Origin of the sequence: Pseudothermotoga thermarum DSM 5069 (assembly GCF_000217815.1) — a bacterium.
Classification (GTDB): domain Bacteria; phylum Thermotogota; class Thermotogae; order Thermotogales; family DSM-5069; genus Pseudothermotoga; species Pseudothermotoga thermarum.
This window is the reverse complement of sequence record NC_015707.1, coordinates 1,238,102-1,257,534: the sequence shown is the minus strand read 5'-3', so window position 1 is coordinate 1,257,534 and position 19,433 is coordinate 1,238,102. Positions and strand designations below refer to the sequence as shown.

Here is a 19,433-nt window from a genome sequence, read left to right as displayed (position 1 = left end):
TTGACTTTGGATATACTTCTTCGAACTTGGAAAGGAACATTTGCAAAATCGCTAACCCAGGCAAAATGGCCAAGAGAGCTTCTTTGTAAGGTCGTTGAGTTTGAGTAGAATATCGAAATTTGCTTCCCTGACCTTTGGGTTGACCATTTCAGAGAAATTCTCGCTAAGTTCTGTTTTCGCCATGTTTTCTTCATCTGGCTGACAGAAATACAGATGAATGTTCTTTTCTCTCATAGCCATGTCCACGGCATATGGCGAGCTTGAGCAACCGTGCGCGAAGTACCAGTTTGGACCATGAACAGAGTCTGTGAAAACGTCTGTGATTATAACTACTATCTTCCTTGCATCGTCTCTCCATGGTAGGTCGAGCGTCCAAAGAAATGCATCGTATCCCCACTGAAAGTTCCACCATTCGCCTCCTGTGGTGAGTTTTTCAATTTGGTATTCCAGCTCTTCCTTCATCATGGGTCCGTAGAAGAAATAGACACGCCTGCCATCTGGCCATCTTGGCATTTCGTCGGTTTCGTACACAGCGATCACCATTCGGAAGTTCGTATACTGTTCTGCTAATCTTTTGATGAAGATTCTTAGCTGCTTTTTGATGTTGTCAATATGTTCTTCCATGCTTCCTGTGCTATCGATGAGGAAGACGATGTCCAGTTTGTCCGAGTTGACAGATTCTTCCCAAAAACCGGGTCCGTCAAACTGGTAGGACGGATTGTCAAAGCTTGCATTGCATGTTATCAACACATTGCCTTCGTCGTCATAGGCAGATTCCGTAATCACAAAATCTTGCAATCTTAGATCGGTGACAAGATTAGAGGAATCACTCTTTACAGTTACAGCACAGTAGATCCTGTTCCAATAGTCGTGACGATCCCACACTTCATGATCTCTTAAAACAAGATTTGAGCCAAAAGCAAAAATTGTTGTAAGAACAACAGCCAAAACCAACTTGGCTCTCATAGATATCCCCCCTTGGATTGTCAAAGTCAGTTTTGAAAGGCAAATTTTTCAAGCGATGGTTTTTTCGCTAAGTCATTCAAGCATACACCTGGTGGTTAAACTTGTCAAATAAAATTAGAGTGAAAAAACAAAAAAAGCACCGCGCAAGGCGGTGCTCTTTGCAAATCAACGTTAAACTTTCAGCCAATTATCAAGTCTTTGAAGGATGTTCCACTCTTTAACTTTCTCACGCCGAATAAATCGGCTATGGTTTGACCAAAATCGGCGAAAGTTTCTCTGATACCAAGGTTAACATCTTGTTTGACTATCTTGCCACAGACTAAAATCGGCACACGTTCTCTTGAATGATCGGTCGAAGGTGTTGTGGGATCACATCCATGATCGGCCGTTATGAAAAGAAAATCATCGTCTTTCATGTTTGACCAAATTTCTGGTAGGTATTGATCAAACTGCTCTAAAGCTTTCGCATAACCGTATGGATCGTTTCTGTGACCGTACTTCATGTCGAAGTCAACTAGGTTTGTGAAAATCATACAAGTGTGGTTCTTTTCTTTGATGGCTTCTATAGTCTTTAAAATCCCGTCCAAGTTATCCTCAGTTTTTATATGCTGCGTTATGCCCCTTCCGGCGTAGAGATCGTAAATTTTGCCAATCCCATAGACCGGTATACCACTTTCAACGAGTATATCCAAAAGCGTTTCATCTTCAGGTTCAAGGGAATAGTCGTGTCTTCTAGGTGTTCTAACGTAGTTTGGATATTTGCCAGTGAAAGGCCTTGCTATTACACGACCTACCTTGTATCCCATTTCGTCCAAAAGCTTTCTAGCTATTTCACAGTATTTGTAAAGTTCTTCAACTGGAATTATCTCTTCCTTTGCGGCTATTTGAAAAACACTGTCTGCAGAAGTATAAACGATCAAAGCACCTGTTTTTTCATGTTCAGGCCCAAGTTCTTTTATTATCTCGGTCCCCGAGGCTGGTTTGTTTCCTATAACCTTTCTTCTTGTTCTTCTTTCAAATTCTTCGATCAATTCTTTTGGAAAACCGTTTGGAAAAATGTCAAATGGTTTCTTGAGTATTATTCCAGCTAGTTCCCAATGACCAGTCGTCGAATCTTTTCCAGGGCTTTTTTCGTGCATTATTCCATAGGCTCCAATTGCCTTCATCTTTGGAACACCCAGTATGTCGTCCAGATTTCCAAGACCCATTTTTGCCAAATTTGGCAGATTTAAACCTCCGACGGCTTTAGCGGTATTCACAAGAGTGTTGCTGCCTTGATCGCCGTAAAGGTGCGAATCTGGAAGCTCACCAATTCCAACACTGTCAAGAACGATGGCTATAACTCTCATCTTAAAAAGATCCTCCTCTCGCTTTTTACGTATTGCCGTCGTGGTAAAAGTAAGACGACTATTAATATACCCACGCAAAGCCAAATTATCACATCACCAATTCTGCAGTAAATTGTCACTGTATCGTTTGGAATCAACTCAAACTTTGCTGCCAATTCTTTGCGCAAAGGAACGATTTTAAGGATTCTTCCATATGGATCTATCATACCGGTTATACCTGCGTTGGAAACTTGAATAACTTGTCTTCGATTTTCAACGGCACGCATGACGGCTTTGGCGAAGTGTTGTTTTAAAGCTACGTTGTAAGCAAACCATCCATCGTTCGTGCACACCAACAAAACTTCAGCACCGTTTTTCACAAGTTCCCTGGACGGCTTGGAAAAGTAAGATTCAAAGCATATCTGAACCCCTAACGGTGGATAATCCGGTAAAACTAAAGGCTTAAAATCTTGCCCAGGCTTAAGGTATTCAAGTCCCCTTAAGAAGCCAAAAACTCTGAAAAATCTTGGATAAGGAAGCATTTCCACAAACGGGAAAAGAATGACTTTTGAGTATTGATCCACCACACCTGCACTGCTTAGAAGAACAGCGGAATTTTTGTAACCATCACCTTCAAAGGTTGGAAATCCAATGAGAAACTTAAGGTTGGTTTCTCTTGCTGTATCGACGAAAAGCCTTTCGACTGCACCACCTCTGATGTCGTTTGTGAAAGTCTCCTCAGGGAAAACGACGAGTAAATCTTGAAAACCCAAAACCAAATCAAGATAGCGTTGGGCAAGCGTGAAAGCGTCTGTGGAATATTTTTCGTCTTGTTTCACATTTGTTTGAACACTAACGATGGCTTTTTCGCTTGTAACCGGGAATGGTAGAAAAGCTGCTACAACGTGTGATATCGCGATCACAATAAGAACGTAAAAAATCAATTTTTCAAGTGGTTTTAGAGATCTTCTCCAGTTTATGTACAACCAACAGTTGAAAGCCACTATCAAAAAGGTTAGGCCATATGGTCCAATTATGGAAGCAAGCTGTAGTATCCCAACGTCTTTGTAAAGGGCATCGGACAGTGTACCACCGGTGAAACCCATTTGACCTATTCCGCGAAGATAGTCAAACAACGTGTACAAGCTTGCCGTGAAAAGTATTTCTTTGTAAGGATTGGTCTTTATGAATCTTTCCATGAAGCCATATATCAAACCAAATCCAGCGAATGGGAGAGCTTCTATGGCGCACATCAAAAGAAAGACGAAAAACCCCAACCAACTAGGAAATCTTCCGAAAACTTTGGGAAGATTTTCCGTTAAAACCGGAAGAACCCAAAACAAATTTATCACGCAGAAGATGTAATAAAACAAAAAACCATAAAGCGCCCCGAAAAATGGTCCTTTATTTTCGAGAGATTTGAACAGAAAAACCAGTGAGAACCAAACTAAGATTCCCAAAAGAAAGCCTGGCATGGAAAGCGCCGTCAAAACAGCTGAAACAACCAAAAAAATCACAAACCGTCACCTTCTTTTTATGAGTATTTCCTCAATAGCTTTCGCTACCCCGGAATCGTTGTTGGTTGATGTGATAAACTTAGCCACTTTTTTCACCTCGTCCGGGGCGTTTCCCATGGCAACCGGATATCCAACCTTTTTCATCACTTCAAGATCGTTGTAATTATCGCCTATGAACATGGTGTCTGATGGACTAGCATCGAACAAATTCAGCAAAAAGTCCAAGGCAATTTCTTTTCCCACGTCTTTACCGAATATTTCAAGGAAAACCGTATCATCAATCTGCCGGTTTTTAACGGGTGTGAACTGGCTTTCGTATTTTTTTGAAAGGTTTTCGACCACAGCTTGTACATTTTCAACATGTCCAACCAATGCTATTTCAACAATCTTTGGCGTTTTTTGCAAAAAGCCGATCAAATCGCTGATAAAATTCGTCCGACTTAAATTTTGTCTGAAGTACTCTTCAAAAGCCCCTTCGTAATCACTTTCTACGTACATGTCCTTTTCGGAAAAGAAAGATTCATATACAACCGGATAAACATCGAATTGTTTTGAAAGTTCAACGGCGCTGATTGCAATTTCACCGTCAAGCCAAACTTGTCTGAAAATTTTTTGTCTATCTGGTGTGCAGATCAAGGCTCCGTTTTGGAAAACCACAGGTATTTGAATGTCCAGCTGGTTAACATAAGCAAGGGCCGAATGGTAACTTCTTCCAGTGAATATCGTCACTTGAACACCTAGTTTTTGCAGTTCTTTTATCGCTTCACGATTTTTTGACGAGATTTCCTTCTTATCGTCGAGTAAAGTTCCATCGAGGTCTATGCACACCAGTTTGATCATCGTCATCACCGAATAAAAGTATAACAGAACTTTGTAGGCTTTCTTAACATACAGCGGATATATTACATTTAAAAATCTCAAAACAAAGGGTGATGAAGGGTGAAAATAACCACAATTGAAAAATCAGCAAGTGCTTTGCCTTTGACGGTTGTTTTCTCTGGTGTGGCAGTTTCACTCATATTTGGCCTTTCTTTTCTTTTTACAAAGAATGCCATTGAATACATCGACGTTTATACTTTTCTTTCCTATAGATTCGCCGTTGCGTTGTGCTTTGTACAAATAATATGGATGATAAAGTCAAAACAGCATAAGGTCAGTACGAAATATTACAAATTAATCCCCCTTGCCATTTTTCAACCAATACTCTACTTCACCTTCGAAATCAACGGTTTAAAGCTCACCAGTTCAGCAGAAGCAGGAATGTTGATAGCTTTGATACCGATCATGGTGAATTTGCTTGCATATCTTTTTCTCAAGGAACATGCCGATTGGTTGCATTATCTTCTTGTCTTGATTTCTTTTGTTGGGGCAGTTTTGATAATCGGCTTTGAAATCACAAGTCAAAACTTTCTCGGAAAAATTCTTTTGATGGGAGCAGTCCTTTCAGCGGGTTTTTACAACATACTCTCAAGGAAATTTTCGCGGGAATTTTCACCGCTTCAAATAACTCATTTTATGATGCTCGTCGGATTTGTTTATTTTACAACATTTAGCTTGATAATGGGAAGATTCAAAATAGTCTTTCATCCACAAGTTTTAATTTCAGCTTTGTACCTTGGGGCATTATCATCAACGGTGGCATTCTTTCTTGTAAATTACATGATAAGTAAAGCATCTCCAATTTTCACATCTTTGTTTTCAAACTTGACAACCGTTGTTTCGGTGATAGCAGGTGTAATCTTTAGGAACGAAAAGATCATGCCAACTCAAATCTTGGGAATGATTTTAATCTTAACTTCGCTAACTTTTGTGACGATAAAAGGCACGAAAAATCCAAAGATAAAGGAGGTGTGAAAGGATGATACTCATTTACTCCACATTTCCAAGCGAAGAAAAGGCTTTGGAAGTTTGCAAGAAACTTTTGGAAGAAAAACTCATCGCCTGTTACAACGCCTTTCCTATCAAATCTGGTTATTGGTGGAACGGTGAGATCACCTATGACGCAGAAACAGCGGTGATATTGAAAACCAGCAAGGTAAAGAAAGAATTAGTCTTCAAAAGGTTGAAGGAACTTCACCCTTACACGACACCAGCGATCTTTTCAATTGAAGTCGAAGAAGTTGATCAAAAGTACCTATCGTGGCTTGTACAAGTTACAGGATGAGGCTGAAACGCCTCATCCTGATATCGCCGCTTTGATCACGCTCAAAACTTCTTGAGGTTTTTCGACAACGGCTGCATGGCCGCAGTTTGGTATCATGATGTGTCTGGAATTTGGTATAGCGTTGGATATTTCTTGGGAAAAATAAGGTGGTTTCGTCCTGTCGAACTGCGCAGAAACAATTGTTGTAGGAGCTTTTATTCCATGCAATTTTGGCAACAGTGGTTCTTTTTGCATCTGCAAAAAGCTGTCCAAAAGCATAACAGCTCCATCGTAGTTAAAGTTTTTCATTCTTTCTGCAATGTTTTCCAAAAGATTTTCGTGGCTATCCAAAAAGAAATCACTGTACACATCGTCTATCCAACTGAGCACAAATTTGTGAGGATCTTTTGTCTTTGCACCTTCTTTCCACCTTATGGCGCGATATTTCAAAGCTTCGTTTATCCTTGCAGCAGCAGTTATAACGACGAGAGTTTTGACAAAAGCGGGGTATTTTATGGCAAAATGCATCGCAACTTCTCCGCCATATGAAGTTCCAACAAGGTGAGCATTATCTATACCAAGATATTTAAGCAATTCTTTCAGATCTTCAACATGCCTGTCGAAAGAACACGGCGCATTTTGTGAGGTCCATTGACATCGAAAGTTGTGCAAGACGATTTTGAAATCTCGTTTGAGATTTTCCACGGCGAACAACCAACTGTTGTAGTGCATGAATACACCGTTGAGAAATACGATTGCTTCAGGTGAATCACCTATGACTTGATAATCAATCAACACGCCATCGGAGGTTTTGAACAAAATTTCACCCCCTAAAAGCAACTGCAACCTGTTGAAATCCAACTCCCGATGTTAGAAAGATAATGACTTTTCCTTCCATATCCTTCAGTTTCCCCTGTTCGAAAGCATCATCGTAAGCCATGTAAACACAAGCTGATCCAGTGTAACCAAACTTGTCCATAACCATGTGTGCTTTTTCAACAGGAAGCTGTAGTTTTTCCATAACAGTAATTATGGTTTTCTTGCGAACTTGAGTGAAGAAAATCATACCAATTTCTTCCTTGGTGAAATTGCACTTTTCCATCAACTTGTTTATCAAAATAGGCCAACCTTCTTCGTTAACGGTAGCTGGATAAGCTGCGCGAAGATCGAGTTTGTGAAGACCTCTTTCAAAGCCATTCAAATTCATCGTTCCAGCACCCATGTAAATACCCCAGTTGTACCACCAACTTCCATCGCATCTTGAAACGCTTCCAAGATATCCAGGTTTATCGTCGGCTGTTAGGATCAAAGCACCCGCTCCATCGGAAAAGAGAGCTTCCCAGGAGTATTTCCAGCTGAGAAATTTCGTCATAGCATAAACACCTATTACAAGCACATTCCTGTAGTCTCCCAAGGCTATGTACCTTGAGGCTATATCCAAAAGAAGAGCTCCGTTGGCACACGATGCGTTCACATTGAACGCCAAAGGTTCAGCTTTACTTGCTCCTATAAGGTACTGAACTCTTGCAGCATCTGGTGGTGAAATAGCTTCAGGCGTATCAGTTCCAACGATTATCAAATCGATCTCCTCAGGTTTCATCGATATCCTTGCCAAAGCCTTCTTTGCCGCTTCGGCTGCCATATAGGTAGGCGTTTCAGTTTCATCGGAAATGTAGCGATGCGTGATACCTATTTGTTCGGAAAAGTAAGGATCGATTTGAAAGTGCGTCAATTCCTCAAATTCCTTGTTGGTCATTTTTCTTTTTGGCACGTAAATTCCCGAGGAAATTATCTTGGCGTACTTCACTTTATGCACCTCCCAGAAAATCTTCAATTATTTGCACGAACAAATCTGTTTTTTCCACAAAAGGAGTATGACCTACACCGTTTAAAACCGCAAGCTTTGCACCTAAAGTTTTGGCTGTCTTTTCCATCTGCGAGTAGGTTAGAAGTGGATCCATATCGCCAAAAACAATTATTGTGGGAACAAAATTGTTTTTTACAAGGTCAACGACGTTGAATTTACCAAGCTCTTCGACATGCGGATAAATACTGTCTGGGTTCATCTTCAAAGCGTCGTCGGCAAGTGCTTCCAAGAATTTTTTATCTTTCAGCGTGGGCAAAAGTCCTCTTATGGAACGTTTCAAAAGCGTTCTGCTGGTTTTGTACAACGCAAGGTACGGCAGGTTTTCTGTGGGAGTTGGTAAACCATCAACTGGGCATGGGGCTACAAGTATCAGTTTTTCAACCATTTCTGGGTATTTCAAGGCAAACAACATCGCAACGGCTCCACCTAGGGAATGTCCAATTACCACAACTTTTTTAAGATTCATCTGGTCCAAACATTGGGAGGTGTCAACTTAAGCCGGGAAATACGATAAAATAAACGGGAACCAACTCTTCTCACCGAAAGGAGGTTCCCGTAAAGATGAAAGTTACAACAACAAATATCACCCAGTACCTATACCAAATTATACCAAACCTTTTTCAAAGACAAAGAGTTCCACATGAGGCGAAAGTATGAACTTGCATTAAGGAAGGCAGCAGCCATAATTGGAGTCAGTCATGAAGCCTTGAGGAAATGGTGGGCAAGAATGAAAGAAGAGATATTTGCTGAGAAGATAGAAGGCAATGCAGTAGTAGCTATAGACGAGATGAAGGTGAACATAAATGAGGTTTGGGGAAAGAAGCCTTGTTGAGAGTGTGATAGGGATAACAAGGTACAGGCTGAGGCGTTTTAACATAAGCAGGTTATGGTACAAAAGGAGGGATGAGGACATAGTGAAGTGGCTATTTCCATTTCTTATTAGTGCAATTTTCCTTCTTAAGTTGACAGGTCCAACATTGCTTTACGGCCTCAGCGTAAAATTCAAGCGAAGATTTTGTCCTTGAAGAATCCCCAAAATTTGGCAGATCGACGGCTAAAAATCTGTATCTGTCTTTCAGTTCTTCCATCAACGGTTTGAACCATCGCCAAGATCCAAAATTACCGTGTATGCAAAGCAAAACTTTTTCACCTTGTCCTTCTTCAACACAGTGAAGTTTTCCAAAAGGAAGTTGAACGAAATATCCTTCCTTGCTCTTCTTTCTTCGCTTCAAAAATATCACGGGAAGTTCACCGTATTTGAGCCAAAAGTTTTGTGCATAATATGCAATTCCTCTGGGCATGAAAAGAACGGTTGCTATCAAAATGATTCCAAAGATTATCGAAAGCGATATACCGCTTCTGCTGAACAAAAATGGCAAAACAGTGTAAACCACCGATCCAAAAAACGGACCAACTGCTAAACCCATTCCACCTACAACGACTATTGCAAGTAGTTCCAAAGATTTACCAAGTCCAAAAACTGAAGGGGCAAGATATCCTATCTCGTGAGCGTACAAAGCACCGGCCAGACCTGCAAAAGCAGAACCAACGGTAAAAGCAAGCAACTTGTACTTGGTCAGATTTATTCCAAAAACTCTCGCAACCAACGGATTTTCCCTTATGGCTTTCAAGGCTCTACCGGTTTTGTGACTTGTAAGTTTTGTAAACGCATAAAAGCACAACACGACAACAGCGAGTATGACATAATAGTTGAACAATTCTGAACCAAGTTTTGGTACGCCTCTAAGACCAATGTGACCTTTGGTTAAATCTTTCCATGCTCCAAGTAGCTGTTCAACGGCAACTGCAAATCCCATCGTTGTTATGGCAAGGTAAAAACCTGTTAGTCTTAGAGATGGAAAGCCAAAGATAAAACCAAAGATTCCAGAGACTAAAACGGCAATTGGAATACTGAGTGCAAGTGGAATAGAAAGTTTCATCGCCAGCAAAGCCGAGGTATAAGCACCGATGCTCATAAATGCAGCATGTCCTATTGAAACTTGCCCGGTGTAACCCATTATCAAATTCAACCCCACAGCTGCTATGGCATGGATCATCGTCAAATTCAAGATTGTGAGGATAAATTTGCTGGTTCCAAATACAAATGGCAAAAGCACGAGCAGCAACAAAGTCAACAACTTCATCATGCTCTACACTCTCCTGATCTCGCGACTTCCAAAGAAACCTTCTGGACGTATTAGCAGAATGGCAATTATCAAGAGCAGAGAGAAAGAAGTTTTAAATTCGTTTCCTATGTATCCGCCAATCAGATTTTCAATGACACCGAGGGCAAGTCCTCCAACCACGGCTCCAAGGAAACTATCAAATCCCCCTAAGACTGCGGCTGTAAAACCTTGTATTTGATAAAACAACATCATTGTTGGCGAAACATAGGTTCTCGGAGCTGCTAGGATTGCGACCACTGTGCCAAGCATCGTACCGATCATCCAAGCCCAAGAAAAGGTTTTTCCGGGATTTATACCAACGATCTGAGCCGCCGTTTCGTTTTCCGAAACAGCCTTTATGGAAATTCCAAGTTTGGTGTGATTTAAAAGCAGATAGAAAATCAAACTTACCAAACCGAGAATTGAAAAGATCAGTATATCTTGTCTTCGAAAAACAACTATTCCAAAGACTCCCCTCAATATGATTGGTGTACCACTAACAAGTTCCGGAAAACCTTTGTATTGAGTCCCCCAAATTTGAGTTGAAAGCCCTTCAAGGATCATCAACAACCCAAGAGTAACTATAAGCATTGAAGCGTGAGAAAGATGTCTTATTGGTCTTAAGGTGAATCGCTCCACTGCATAGCCAAAAACAGCGGAAATCGGTAACACCAATAGCAAAGCGATTATTGGATTGATCCTAAGGCTAACGAAGGTATAGGCAACGTAGGTCATGAACATTGCCATGTTTCCAAAGGCAAAGTTCATCAAACCAGTTGTTTTATATATCGTGACTATACCCAGCGCAACTAGAGAGTAGACTGATCCAACCGATAAGCCCAAAATCAACCGATTCAAAAACATCAATTCAGCCTCCCAGGTATTTTTCAACTATTGTTTTGTCTTTCAAAAGATCTTTTGGATAACCTTCGAAAACTATTCGACCATTTTTCATGATGTACGCGTAATCCGCTATTTTAAGAGCACTGTAAGCATTTTGCTCAACCAAAAGAATTGTCTTCCCAGTTTCTTTTATTTTTTGTATGACCTTCATGATCTCCGCGACCAAGTTTGGAGCCAATCCCATAGATGGTTCGTCAAAAAGGATACACTTTGGTTTTGCCATTAACGATCGAGCTATCACAAGCATTTGCCTTTCTCCACCAGAAAGCGTTCCAGCCAATTGCTTTGCACGTTCTTTTAATCTTGGGAAGAGCTGGAAAACAAAATCGAGTTCCTCGGAAACATCGTCTTTCCTTGTGTATGCACCTACCTTCAAATTCTCCATGACGGTCATTTTGTGAAAAACAAGTTTGCTTTCTGGACAAAGCACCAAACCTCTTTTCACAATTTCGTAAGCGGGAAGCTTGTCTATTCTTTCACCGTCAAAAATTATCTGTCCTGAGGAAACTCTGTTTAAACCTGCTATGGCCATCAGCGTTGACGTTTTTCCGGCCCCGTTTGCACCCAAAAGAACAGTTATACTTGAAGGCCTTACCACCATTGAAACATCTTTAACGGCAACAACCGGACCATACTGAACCGTAATATTTCGCACTTCAAGCACTTTCCATCTCTCCCAAATAAGCCCTTATAACGGCAGGATCATTTTTCACTTCTTCTGGCTTTCCTTCGGCTATTTTTCTTCCAAAATCCATCACAGTGACAACGTCGGATATGTTCATAACAACTCTCATGTCGTGTTCTACAAGTAAAATTGTTATTCCAAGCTCATCTCTGATCGCTTTTATAAGTTGAATCATAATTTCTGTCTCAGTGTCTGTTAATCCTGCCGCTGGCTCGTCGAGAAGAAGAATTTTTGGATCGCTCATCAAAGCTCTTCCAATTTCAACCAGTTTTTGGTGGAAAAAAGGTATGGATCCCGCATAACTCAAAAGCCTACTTTTAAGCCCAAGAAGATCTGCTATTTTCAAGGCTTTGAAATACATCTCGCCGGTTTTCAAATGCATTCGCTTCGTCGAAAGCACCTCGTCTAGAATTCCGATATGTAATTTGGAATGATATCCTATGTAGAGATTTTCCAAGACCGACATGTACTTGAAAACCACAACGTTTTGAAAAGTTCTACTAACCTTATGCTCTACTATCTTGTGTGGACTTAACTTCGTCAGATCTTGTCCATCGAGCAAAATTTGTCCAGAAAACGGTTTGACAACACCTGTTATGGCGTTGAAAACAGTGGTCTTGCCGGCACCGTTTGGACCGATCAAAGAATGAATCGTACCTTTTTTAACTTCCATCGATAAGTTGTCAACAGCAGTTAAACCACCAAACTTTACTGTGAGGTTTTTTATCTCAAGCAAAGCCAACAACCCCCACAAAAGCCGGGGGCGTAGCCCCCAGCCTTATTATTCGAGTCCTATCAAATCCGTCTTTGCGACAAACATACCGTTTTCAATTCTCATGAAGTACATGGTTGTTTTTCCACGTCTTTGACCAGGTCCCCAGGTTATGTCTTTTGCCAAAATTCCATTCCAGTTTTTAAAGGTTTCCAAAGCTTCGACAAGTTTTTCTCTTGTAAGATCTGGACCTGCCCTGAGCAAACCTTCTACGAAAACCTCAGCTGCTATAAAGCCAGCCACAGCATAAGAAGACATCACTGCATCTGGGAAGGTCTCTTGGTATATAGCAACAGCTCTTTGGTAGTCTCTGAAGAATTCCGGACGATCTGGGGTTGCAAGTGGAACCCAACCTGTCAGATAAACGCCTTCAACGTATTTTCCACCAAGTGTGATGAAGCTAGGATCGGCGTTGGCATAGGTTGAGACTATATCGCTTTTCACGCCGTAGTCTCTAAGTGTTTTAATCCATCTGATTGTGTCGGTTATAAAGCCGTATATAACTATTGCATCTGGATTTGCGCCAAGAACTCTCACAGCCAAGGCACTGTAATCTGTCTCAGCAGGGTTATAACCTATCTCGAGAACGGGTTTCATATTGTACTTTTCAAGTCTGAGTTTTACAGCGGCTCTACCTTCCTCACCAACGTCGTTGGACATGTAAAGAATTGCTATTCTCTTTTTTCCAAGATTTTCAACCAAGAATTTTGCTATAAGTTGTCCTTCGAGTGTGTAATCTGGTTGAACGCCGAAGATGTACCTTTTCGGTGGGACGACCAAAAGACTGGTTCCAGCACCTTGGTAAACAAACGGTACTTTGTTTTGCTCCAGATAATCCATTACAGCCAGACAGCCATATGTTCCAAGTCCGCCAACTATTGCGAAAACCTTGTCGGATTCAACAAGTCTTTTGACCTCTACAACTGTTTTTGCGGGATTGAGTTGATCATCTGCAATTATGAGCTCAATTTTTCGACCATAAACACCGCCGTTTTTGTTTACCCAGTTGAAATAAGCCTGCATTCCCTTTGACATTTCTTGCCCTATTATTGCGTAAGGACCAGAAAGAGCCTGAAAGGTTCCAACAACTATTTTGTCTGGATAAACTCCAACTTCTGCAAACACCAAGGCAACAATGAGAGCAAGAGCCAACACAGCAAACCTCTTCATAAAAACACCTCCTTTAAAAGATTTTTGGTTATTCAACGTTATTCAACATTTCTTATTATCACCGCAGTACCCATACCACCGCCTATGCACAAGCTTGCCAAACCAAATTCAACTTGTCTTTTTTTCATTTCGTACAAAAGAGTGACTATTATTCTATTTCCACTTGCTCCTATCGGATGTCCTAAAGCGATCGCCCCACCATTCACATTCACTCGTTCCTCTATCCAATCGTCATCGATACCATGCTCCTTCTTCAACTCCTTCAAAACTGCTAAACTTTGCGCAGCAAAAGCTTCGTTCAGCTCAACTAATGCTATATCTTCTTTAAGATTCAATTTCGCCTTTTCCAAAGCTTTTCTTATAGCTCCAACAGGCCCTATACCCATTATCTTTGGATCTACTCCGTGTTGCGCAAAGGAAATCACTTCTGCAAGCGGTTTTAACCCATACTTTTTCACAGCATCCTCACTTGCCAAAACGGTCATCGAAGCACCGTCGTTTATCCCAGACGCGTTGCCAGCAGTTATTGTCCCATCTGGTTTAAAAACAGGTTTGAGCTTGGCTAAGGCTTCCAATGTTGTGTCAAACCTTGGATGTTCATCGGTATCGAAAACTTTGTCGCCTTTTTTGTCTTTTATCACCACTGCAACTATTTCGTCTTTGAACCTACCTGTTTCAATAGCCTTCTTGGCTTTCATTTGGCTTTTGTAAGCAAACAGATCTTGCTCCTCTCTGGTTATTTTGTACATTTCTGCAAGGTTTTCGGCTGTAATCCCCATGTGGTACATGTTGAAAGCATCTGTTAAGCCATCAAAAACCATGTGGTCGATGATCTCTCCATTTCCAAGCCTGTATCCAAACCTTGCTCTTGGCAGCAAATACGGGGCCATAGACATGTTTTCAATTCCACCTGCAAGTACGATTTCAGCTTCTCCAACCATGATATCTATGGCACCGATCATGAGCGCTTTCATGCCAGAGCCACAGAGCATGTTCACAGTGTAAGCTGGTTTTTCAACTGGTATGCCTGAGTAAATCGAAACTTGCCTTCCAGGTCCCATTCCTTGTCCAGCTGTAAGAATACAACCTACAATCGTTTCATCCACCATCTCAGGTTTTATACCAGCTTGTTCCATCGCCGCCTTGGCCGCCACCACACCAAGTTGAACAGCTGGTACGTCTTTCAAAGAACCACCAAAAGTGCCTATCGCTGTTCTTTTGGCACCAACTATGTAAACTTTTCTCATTTGCCTAACACCTCTTTCAAACAGCTATTTTTTAAATCACAAGTCCTCCGTCCACACCTATGACTTGACCAGTCACGTAAGATGATTCATCACTTGCCAAGAAAAGGTAAACGTAAGCAACTTCTTCCGGTGTACCCATCCTTGCAAGTGGTGTTCTAGCCAAAACGGCTTCGATGATTTTCTCTGGAACCTTTTCGGTCATTGGTGTTTTTATAAAACCAGGTGCAACTGCGTTAACCCTTATTTGCGCTCCTTTTCTTGCAAGTTCCTTCGCCCATGTTTTTGTCATTCCAATCACACCGGCTTTCGTGGCAGCATAATTTGTCTGTCCTATGTTGCCGTATATACCAACGACGGAAGATGTGTTTATTATTGAACCTTTGCCGGCTTTGATCATGTGGGGTGCGACTGCTTGTGTCATGTTGAAAACTCCTTTCAAATTGACGTTTATAACTGCATCCCACTCTTCTTCGGTCATTTTCAAAAGCAGAGCGTCCCTTGTTATACCAGCGTTGTTGACAAGAACGTCGATTTTTCCATACTTGTTGACTATTTCCTCAACGACTTTGGAAACTTGTTCGCGGTTTGTGACATCTAGAACGTATGGATCAACCTTTCCGGCAAGTCCACTTGCCTCTTGAACTAAATTTTCGAGTGCTTCTTTCGAAACATCGCAAGCACAGACCACCGCACCTTCTTTTGCAAACAAAAGTGACGCCGCCTTACCAATCCCACTTGCCGCTCCTGTGATGATACAAACTTTTCCTTCTAGCCTCATTTTGTTCACCCCTTTTCTGTACTTTTTAAATTTTTTCAATCACCCGTTCGACAAAAACTATCTTATCATCTTTGAATCGTGTCGTGCTTTTTGAGTTTATCTAATAAACTTATTTTTTAATCCATAAAAACAAAATTTGATAACACCAATCTTATTAAGCTTAAATAATTAATCCCAGCTTTCTGGCCTCCTCCATCAACCACGACCTAAAATCTGGATGCGCAATTGATATAAGCGCTTCGGCTCTTTCTCGCACAGTTTTTCCCCTAAGCCAAGCCACACCGTATTCGGTAACAACGTAGTCAATCTCCTGTCTTGGAACAGTTACCGGTGAACCAAGTGGAAGAAGTGGCACGATTGTCGAAACTGTTCCACCCTTTGCAGTTGATCTTAGTGCTATTATGCCTTTTCCACCCTTGCTTTTCACCGCCCCACGGTGAGTATCAAGTTGTCCACCTGTACCGCTGTAATGATTGGTTCCAAGAGCTTCCGAGCAGACGTTTCCAGTTAAATCGACCATCAAAGCGGTGTTTATACTCACCATCTTCTCATTTTGAGCTATAACGTAAGGATCGTTGACATACCTTCCTCTTAGGAAAAAAACAGCAGGATTATCATCTACAAAACTGTACATTCTCTTGGTTCCAAATGCGAAAGCACAGACAAACTTTCCAGGCCACAAAGACTTCTTTTTGTTCGTTATCACACCAGCTTCGAATAGATCTATCATCGATTCGGTGAACATCTCTGTGTGAATACCTATATCGTGTTTGTTCATCAAAAACTTTGCCACAGCGTTTGGTATTCCACCGATACCAAGCTGCAAAGTTGAACCATCTTCCACAAGTTCACTTATATGCTGAGCTATTTTTGCTTCAACCTCTGTAGGTTCAATCAATTCGACTTCTGGAAGATCGTAATCAACTTCTACTATGTAATCAACATCTTTTATGTGTATCTGAGTATCTCCATGAGTTCTCGGTGCCTTTGGGTTTACCTCAAGAACAATCTTTTTCGCTTTTTCGACAACGTCCTTCTCGTAAACAACAGATACTGATAACGTTAAAAAGCCATTTTTATCCATGGGTGAAGCAACTCCAACAAACAAATCAACCGAGCGGCTTTCGAGCAAATTCGTTCCAGCCTGGTGCAAATTGTTTGGAACATAGCTGACCGTTCCATAACCTGATTTGACTGCTTCTCTGTTGGAAGGGCCAAAATACCAAGAGGCATTTGTAAAAGCTTTTGAATATTTTTCGTCTAGATAGAATGGATAAGGCTCTGTGTTCAAACAGGTGAATACAGTAACGTTTTCAACTTGATCCGCTACCTTGTGAAGATTTCTAAGAAAAAGCTTAGGCTCACAAGGTGTCATACCTACCACAACGGTGCTGTTGGAATGTACCAACTTTAAAATCGAGTCAATATCGGTTAGTTTGGATTTATAAAGGTCCTTGTAATCCATCCCTCTAGACCTCCTTTACCAACAAGTTGGTTCAACGGCTTTTCCCCATCTTACAACGGCTGCATTCCACGTCCAGCCCACACCTGCTCCTACCAAAACTACAACAGATCCTTCCTTGATTTTTCCGCTTTTCAATCCCTCTTCTATTGAGAATATTTGGTCGTTTTGGCCCATGTGACCGTATTCTTCAAGATAAGTAGTCTTTGATTCATCCAACCCAAGTTCTTTGAGAACTTCGTAGTGTGCGGAACGCTTGAAGTGAAGTATTGCAAGATAATCGATATCTTTCCTGCTCAAATTGCTTTTTCTAAGGGCATCGTCAATCACAAAGTAGAAATTCTTTAAAGTGACACTGGAAAGTCTTTCTTTGAAACTTTCTGGATCCTTTATCTGGAAGAAATAATTTTCAAGATCTTCTGGAACCATCGGCCACTTTTTTGTCCCTCCGACTGGTATTATGCAATCTTCCGCAAAAGATCCATCCACTATATTCGAGATTCCCAAGATCACATTTTTGCCAAGGTTTTTTCTGATTATCGCCGCAGAGCCGCTTGTTCCTATGTCAAACATGAATGATGTGGCTTTATTCTTAGCGTTCACCAAATCCACGTTTCTATAACCACTGACAAGTATCACGGTGTTGATATCCTTTTCAGAAAGCATCAACGAACGCGCAACTTGAAGCCCGACAATCATTGAACCACACATGGCTTCCATGTCGAAAGTCCAGGCTTTTGTCGCACCAATTTCGTAAGCAACTTTTGTTGAAGCAAGCCAGCAAGGGTAATCTTTGTGTTGTGCACCATTCCATATAACAACATCGATTTCCTTTGGATCGATTTCTGCCCTTTTTATGGCTTCTCTTGCCGCCATTATACCCATGAAACTAGTTGTGTCATTTGGACCAGGGATATATTTTTTCTTGATCCCCATCTTCTCCACGATAACTTGCTCAGGAATGCCTGTTTGCTCAGCCAGTTCCTTTGCAGTTAGAAATCTCGAAGGAAGATAAGTACCTATTGATAATATCCCAACGTGATCCCTCATCAAGTCACCTCTTTTTAAATCTAAAATCTGATAGTTGATTCGCTTGAAAGCTTAACATTTTGGTCACGTTAAAATCAAGGATGATTTTTCGGCATTTTTGGCAAAAAATGGCATTTAAGAAAGATTTCTTTGGAAAAATGTGGGGAGATTCTTACTTTTACTTCTTCAAACTTGATGTTTCTTTTTCTTTCACCGCCAAACCTTTGTAAATATAAAGCGACAGCCTCAAGAGATGTTCTTTCACGTCGACATTGCTTGCGTAGTTTTTAACGACCAAATCCTCACCCATGAAGTGACCTATTCCCATAAAAATTAGAGCAAGCGTTTGAGGGGAAATTTTTCGAAACTGACCAGCTGAAATTGCCTTTTCCAAAGGTGGGAGGTAGCTTTCAAAAATTTTCCTGTAATAATTTCGGGAAATTTCAGGATTGAAAAATTCTGCTTGACGAACTATCAAATACATATTGCGGTGAAGGCTGAAAAACCTTAAAAAGGTGTAATAACCAGCTATTTCGGCATCGCGGCGATCTTCAAAACGTTTGATCGCAGTTGATAACGTTAAACGCAAGTTTCTGTTTGTACTCATCACAAGTTCTTCAAGAATTTGTTCTTTGCTTTGGAAATAAACGTAGACGGTACCACTGGCAACCCTAGCTGCTTTTGCTATATCGCTCACTTGAGTGTTTTTGTAACCTCGACTTCCGAAAAGTTTTTCGGCAGCTTGTAGAATTTTCATTCTTGTTGTGGCAGTTTCAAGTGCTATAGGTTTAACATCTATTTTGAAAACCTCATCCATCACTTCATGGTTGTCTGGATCTATTCCATTCAAAGTGAAATCGATAATTTCTTCGACAACTTTTTCATCAACTTTGTAGTTTGAATTCAGCGAGTTGTAAATGGCAATAAACCTTGTTGGACCTGTGATAAACCAACGTAAAACCATTTGATCTATGGGATCATCAATCTGACATATCTGATTTACCGTGGAATCAAGTATCTTCTGAATTTTTTCAAAAACTCTCTTTTTAAGGTACACAGCTTCGTGCAGGATTCTGTAATATTCGGGATTTTCGGCAAAAAACAAAAGGTAATTTTCAACAAATTTTCTGAGTCTATCTTCAAGCAATTTGCCTTCCACACGTTTCATGTTGTTTTCAAATAAAAAAATAGCTTTGGAAAGGAGCTTTTTGTAGATAGCGTCTTTATCCGTGAAGTACTGATAAAACGTGGCAGTTTTGACGTTGGCTTTTTTTGCTATCATCGGTGTTGATACACCGTGATAACCATAGAGTGCAAAAAGTTTCAACGCTGAATTCAAAAGATTTTGTAAAGTTCTTTTGCCATCAGACCGTGTTGGTTTTCTTCTCAAGTTCATCTCAC

20 protein-coding genes are annotated in these 19,433 nt (G+C 40.8%); 3 read left to right on the top strand and 17 right to left on the bottom strand.

Annotation, left to right across the window (positions count from 1 at the left end):
* Positions 1-51: 51 nt before the first annotated feature.
* The 4 genes from THETH_RS10840 to THETH_RS06375 all read right to left on the bottom strand — a co-directional run bounded on the left by THETH_RS10840 (position 52) and on the right by THETH_RS06375 (position 4,651).
* Entirely contained in the window at positions 52-966 is a 915-nt protein-coding gene (locus THETH_RS10840) for a vWA domain-containing protein (RefSeq protein WP_013932553.1), read from the bottom strand.
* A 179-nt stretch (positions 967-1,145) separates the two neighbouring features.
* Entirely contained in the window at positions 1,146-2,315 is a 1,170-nt protein-coding gene (locus THETH_RS06385; protein WP_013932552.1) for a phosphopentomutase, read from the bottom strand.
* A complete protein-coding gene (gene lnt, locus THETH_RS06380; protein WP_013932551.1) occupies positions 2,312-3,811 on the bottom strand; it encodes an apolipoprotein N-acyltransferase in 1,500 nt (499 codons plus the stop codon). The genes THETH_RS06385 and lnt overlap by 4 nt, the downstream gene beginning before the upstream one ends.
* 6 nt (positions 3,812-3,817) lie before the next feature.
* The gene (locus THETH_RS06375; protein WP_041446415.1) at positions 3,818-4,651 is read right to left on the bottom strand and encodes a Cof-type HAD-IIB family hydrolase; all 834 of its coding nucleotides are present in this window, start codon (positions 4,649-4,651) and stop codon (positions 3,818-3,820) included.
* A gap of 135 nt (positions 4,652-4,786) precedes the next feature.
* Between THETH_RS06375 and THETH_RS06370 the strand changes: the two genes are divergently transcribed.
* Positions 4,787-5,665, top strand: a complete 879-nt coding sequence (locus THETH_RS06370; protein WP_041446634.1) for a DMT family transporter — start codon at positions 4,787-4,789, stop codon at positions 5,663-5,665.
* A gap of 4 nt (positions 5,666-5,669) precedes the next feature.
* Positions 5,670-5,975, top strand: a complete 306-nt coding sequence (cutA, locus tag THETH_RS06365) for a divalent-cation tolerance protein CutA (protein WP_013932548.1) — start codon at positions 5,670-5,672, stop codon at positions 5,973-5,975.
* A 12-nt stretch (positions 5,976-5,987) separates the two neighbouring features.
* Here the strand turns inward: cutA and THETH_RS06360 are convergent, their stop codons facing one another.
* The 3 genes from THETH_RS06360 to THETH_RS06350 are packed head-to-tail and all read right to left on the bottom strand — an operon-like array spanning position 5,988 to position 8,296.
* Positions 5,988-6,773, bottom strand: a complete 786-nt coding sequence (locus THETH_RS06360; protein ID WP_013932547.1) for an alpha/beta fold hydrolase — start codon at positions 6,771-6,773, stop codon at positions 5,988-5,990.
* Positions 6,774-6,777: 4 nt separating this feature from the next.
* Positions 6,778-7,761 (bottom strand): 3-oxoacyl-ACP synthase III family protein, encoded by a 984-nt coding sequence (locus tag THETH_RS06355; RefSeq protein ID WP_013932546.1) that lies wholly within the window; start codon positions 7,759-7,761, stop codon positions 6,778-6,780.
* Between the two features lies 1 nt (position 7,762).
* Positions 7,763-8,296 (bottom strand): alpha/beta fold hydrolase, encoded by a 534-nt coding sequence (locus THETH_RS06350; RefSeq protein WP_281011830.1) that lies wholly within the window; start codon positions 8,294-8,296, stop codon positions 7,763-7,765.
* 165 nt (positions 8,297-8,461) lie between these two features.
* Here THETH_RS06350 and THETH_RS06345 point away from each other — a divergent pair, with 165 nt between their 5' ends.
* Entirely contained in the window at positions 8,462-8,653 is a 192-nt protein-coding gene (locus tag THETH_RS06345; protein WP_013932545.1) for a hypothetical protein, read from the top strand.
* A 91-nt stretch (positions 8,654-8,744) separates the two neighbouring features.
* Here THETH_RS06345 and THETH_RS06340 read toward each other — a convergent pair whose 3' ends face one another.
* From THETH_RS06340 to THETH_RS06295, 10 genes are all read right to left on the bottom strand, one after another.
* Complete coding sequence (locus THETH_RS06340) at positions 8,745-9,968, bottom strand: alpha/beta fold hydrolase (RefSeq protein ID WP_013932544.1); 1,224 nt, start codon at positions 9,966-9,968, stop codon at positions 8,745-8,747.
* 3 nt (positions 9,969-9,971) lie between these two features.
* Positions 9,972-10,850, bottom strand: coding sequence for a branched-chain amino acid ABC transporter permease (locus tag THETH_RS06335; RefSeq protein ID WP_013932543.1), 879 nt, complete (start codon positions 10,848-10,850; stop codon positions 9,972-9,974).
* A 4-nt stretch (positions 10,851-10,854) separates the two neighbouring features.
* On the bottom strand, positions 10,855-11,553 hold the full coding sequence (locus THETH_RS06330; protein ID WP_013932542.1) for an ABC transporter ATP-binding protein: 699 nt from the start codon (positions 11,551-11,553) through the stop codon (positions 10,855-10,857).
* Positions 11,546-12,310 (bottom strand): ABC transporter ATP-binding protein, encoded by a 765-nt coding sequence (locus tag THETH_RS06325; protein ID WP_013932541.1) that lies wholly within the window; start codon positions 12,308-12,310, stop codon positions 11,546-11,548. The genes THETH_RS06330 and THETH_RS06325 overlap by 8 nt, the downstream gene beginning before the upstream one ends.
* Before the next feature lie 45 nt (positions 12,311-12,355).
* Positions 12,356-13,516, bottom strand: coding sequence for an ABC transporter substrate-binding protein (locus THETH_RS06320; protein WP_013932540.1), 1,161 nt, complete (start codon positions 13,514-13,516; stop codon positions 12,356-12,358).
* A gap of 38 nt (positions 13,517-13,554) precedes the next feature.
* On the bottom strand, positions 13,555-14,763 hold the full coding sequence (locus tag THETH_RS06315) for an acetyl-CoA C-acetyltransferase (protein ID WP_013932539.1): 1,209 nt from the start codon (positions 14,761-14,763) through the stop codon (positions 13,555-13,557).
* A gap of 31 nt (positions 14,764-14,794) precedes the next feature.
* Positions 14,795-15,541 carry a 3-oxoacyl-[acyl-carrier-protein] reductase gene (fabG, locus tag THETH_RS06310; RefSeq protein ID WP_013932538.1) on the bottom strand — a complete coding sequence of 249 codons (747 nt, stop codon included), beginning with the start codon at positions 15,539-15,541 and terminating at the stop codon, positions 14,795-14,797.
* A 160-nt stretch (positions 15,542-15,701) separates the two neighbouring features.
* Complete coding sequence (locus THETH_RS06305) at positions 15,702-17,006, bottom strand: acetyl-CoA hydrolase/transferase family protein (protein ID WP_013932537.1); 1,305 nt, start codon at positions 17,004-17,006, stop codon at positions 15,702-15,704.
* 15 nt (positions 17,007-17,021) lie between these two features.
* Positions 17,022-18,053 carry a 3-oxoacyl-ACP synthase gene (locus THETH_RS06300; protein ID WP_013932536.1) on the bottom strand — a complete coding sequence of 344 codons (1,032 nt, stop codon included), beginning with the start codon at positions 18,051-18,053 and terminating at the stop codon, positions 17,022-17,024.
* A 157-nt stretch (positions 18,054-18,210) separates the two neighbouring features.
* The gene (locus THETH_RS06295; RefSeq protein ID WP_013932535.1) at positions 18,211-19,428 is read right to left on the bottom strand and encodes a TetR/AcrR family transcriptional regulator; all 1,218 of its coding nucleotides are present in this window, start codon (positions 19,426-19,428) and stop codon (positions 18,211-18,213) included.
* Positions 19,429-19,433: the final 5 nt, after the last annotated feature.

Bases quoted from the DNA above. Each gene is read 5' to 3' on its own strand.
- THETH_RS10840 (WP_013932553.1), bottom strand. From the start codon at position 966: ATGAGAGCCAAGTTGGTTTTGGCTGTTGTTCTTACAACAATTTTTGCT.
- THETH_RS06385 (WP_013932552.1), bottom strand. From the start codon at position 2,315: ATGAGAGTTATAGCCATCGTTCTTGACAGTGTTGGAATTGGTGAGCTT.
- THETH_RS06375 (WP_041446415.1), bottom strand. From the start codon at position 4,651: ATGATCAAACTGGTGTGCATAGACCTCGATGGAACTTTACTCGACGAT.
- cutA (WP_013932548.1), top strand. From the start codon at position 5,670: ATGATACTCATTTACTCCACATTTCCAAGCGAAGAAAAGGCTTTGGAA.
- THETH_RS06345 (WP_013932545.1), top strand. From the start codon at position 8,462: ATGAGGCGAAAGTATGAACTTGCATTAAGGAAGGCAGCAGCCATAATT.
- THETH_RS06340 (WP_013932544.1), bottom strand. From the start codon at position 9,968: ATGATGAAGTTGTTGACTTTGTTGCTGCTCGTGCTTTTGCCATTTGTA.
- THETH_RS06335 (WP_013932543.1), bottom strand. From the start codon at position 10,850: ATGTTTTTGAATCGGTTGATTTTGGGCTTATCGGTTGGATCAGTCTAC.
- THETH_RS06320 (WP_013932540.1), bottom strand. From the start codon at position 13,516: ATGAAGAGGTTTGCTGTGTTGGCTCTTGCTCTCATTGTTGCCTTGGTG.
- THETH_RS06315 (WP_013932539.1), bottom strand. From the start codon at position 14,763: ATGAGAAAAGTTTACATAGTTGGTGCCAAAAGAACAGCGATAGGCACT.
- fabG (WP_013932538.1), bottom strand. From the start codon at position 15,541: ATGAGGCTAGAAGGAAAAGTTTGTATCATCACAGGAGCGGCAAGTGGG.
- THETH_RS06305 (WP_013932537.1), bottom strand. From the start codon at position 17,006: ATGGATTACAAGGACCTTTATAAATCCAAACTAACCGATATTGACTCG.
- THETH_RS06300 (WP_013932536.1), bottom strand. From the start codon at position 18,053: ATGAGGGATCACGTTGGGATATTATCAATAGGTACTTATCTTCCTTCG.
- THETH_RS06295 (WP_013932535.1), bottom strand. From the start codon at position 19,428: ATGAACTTGAGAAGAAAACCAACACGGTCTGATGGCAAAAGAACTTTA.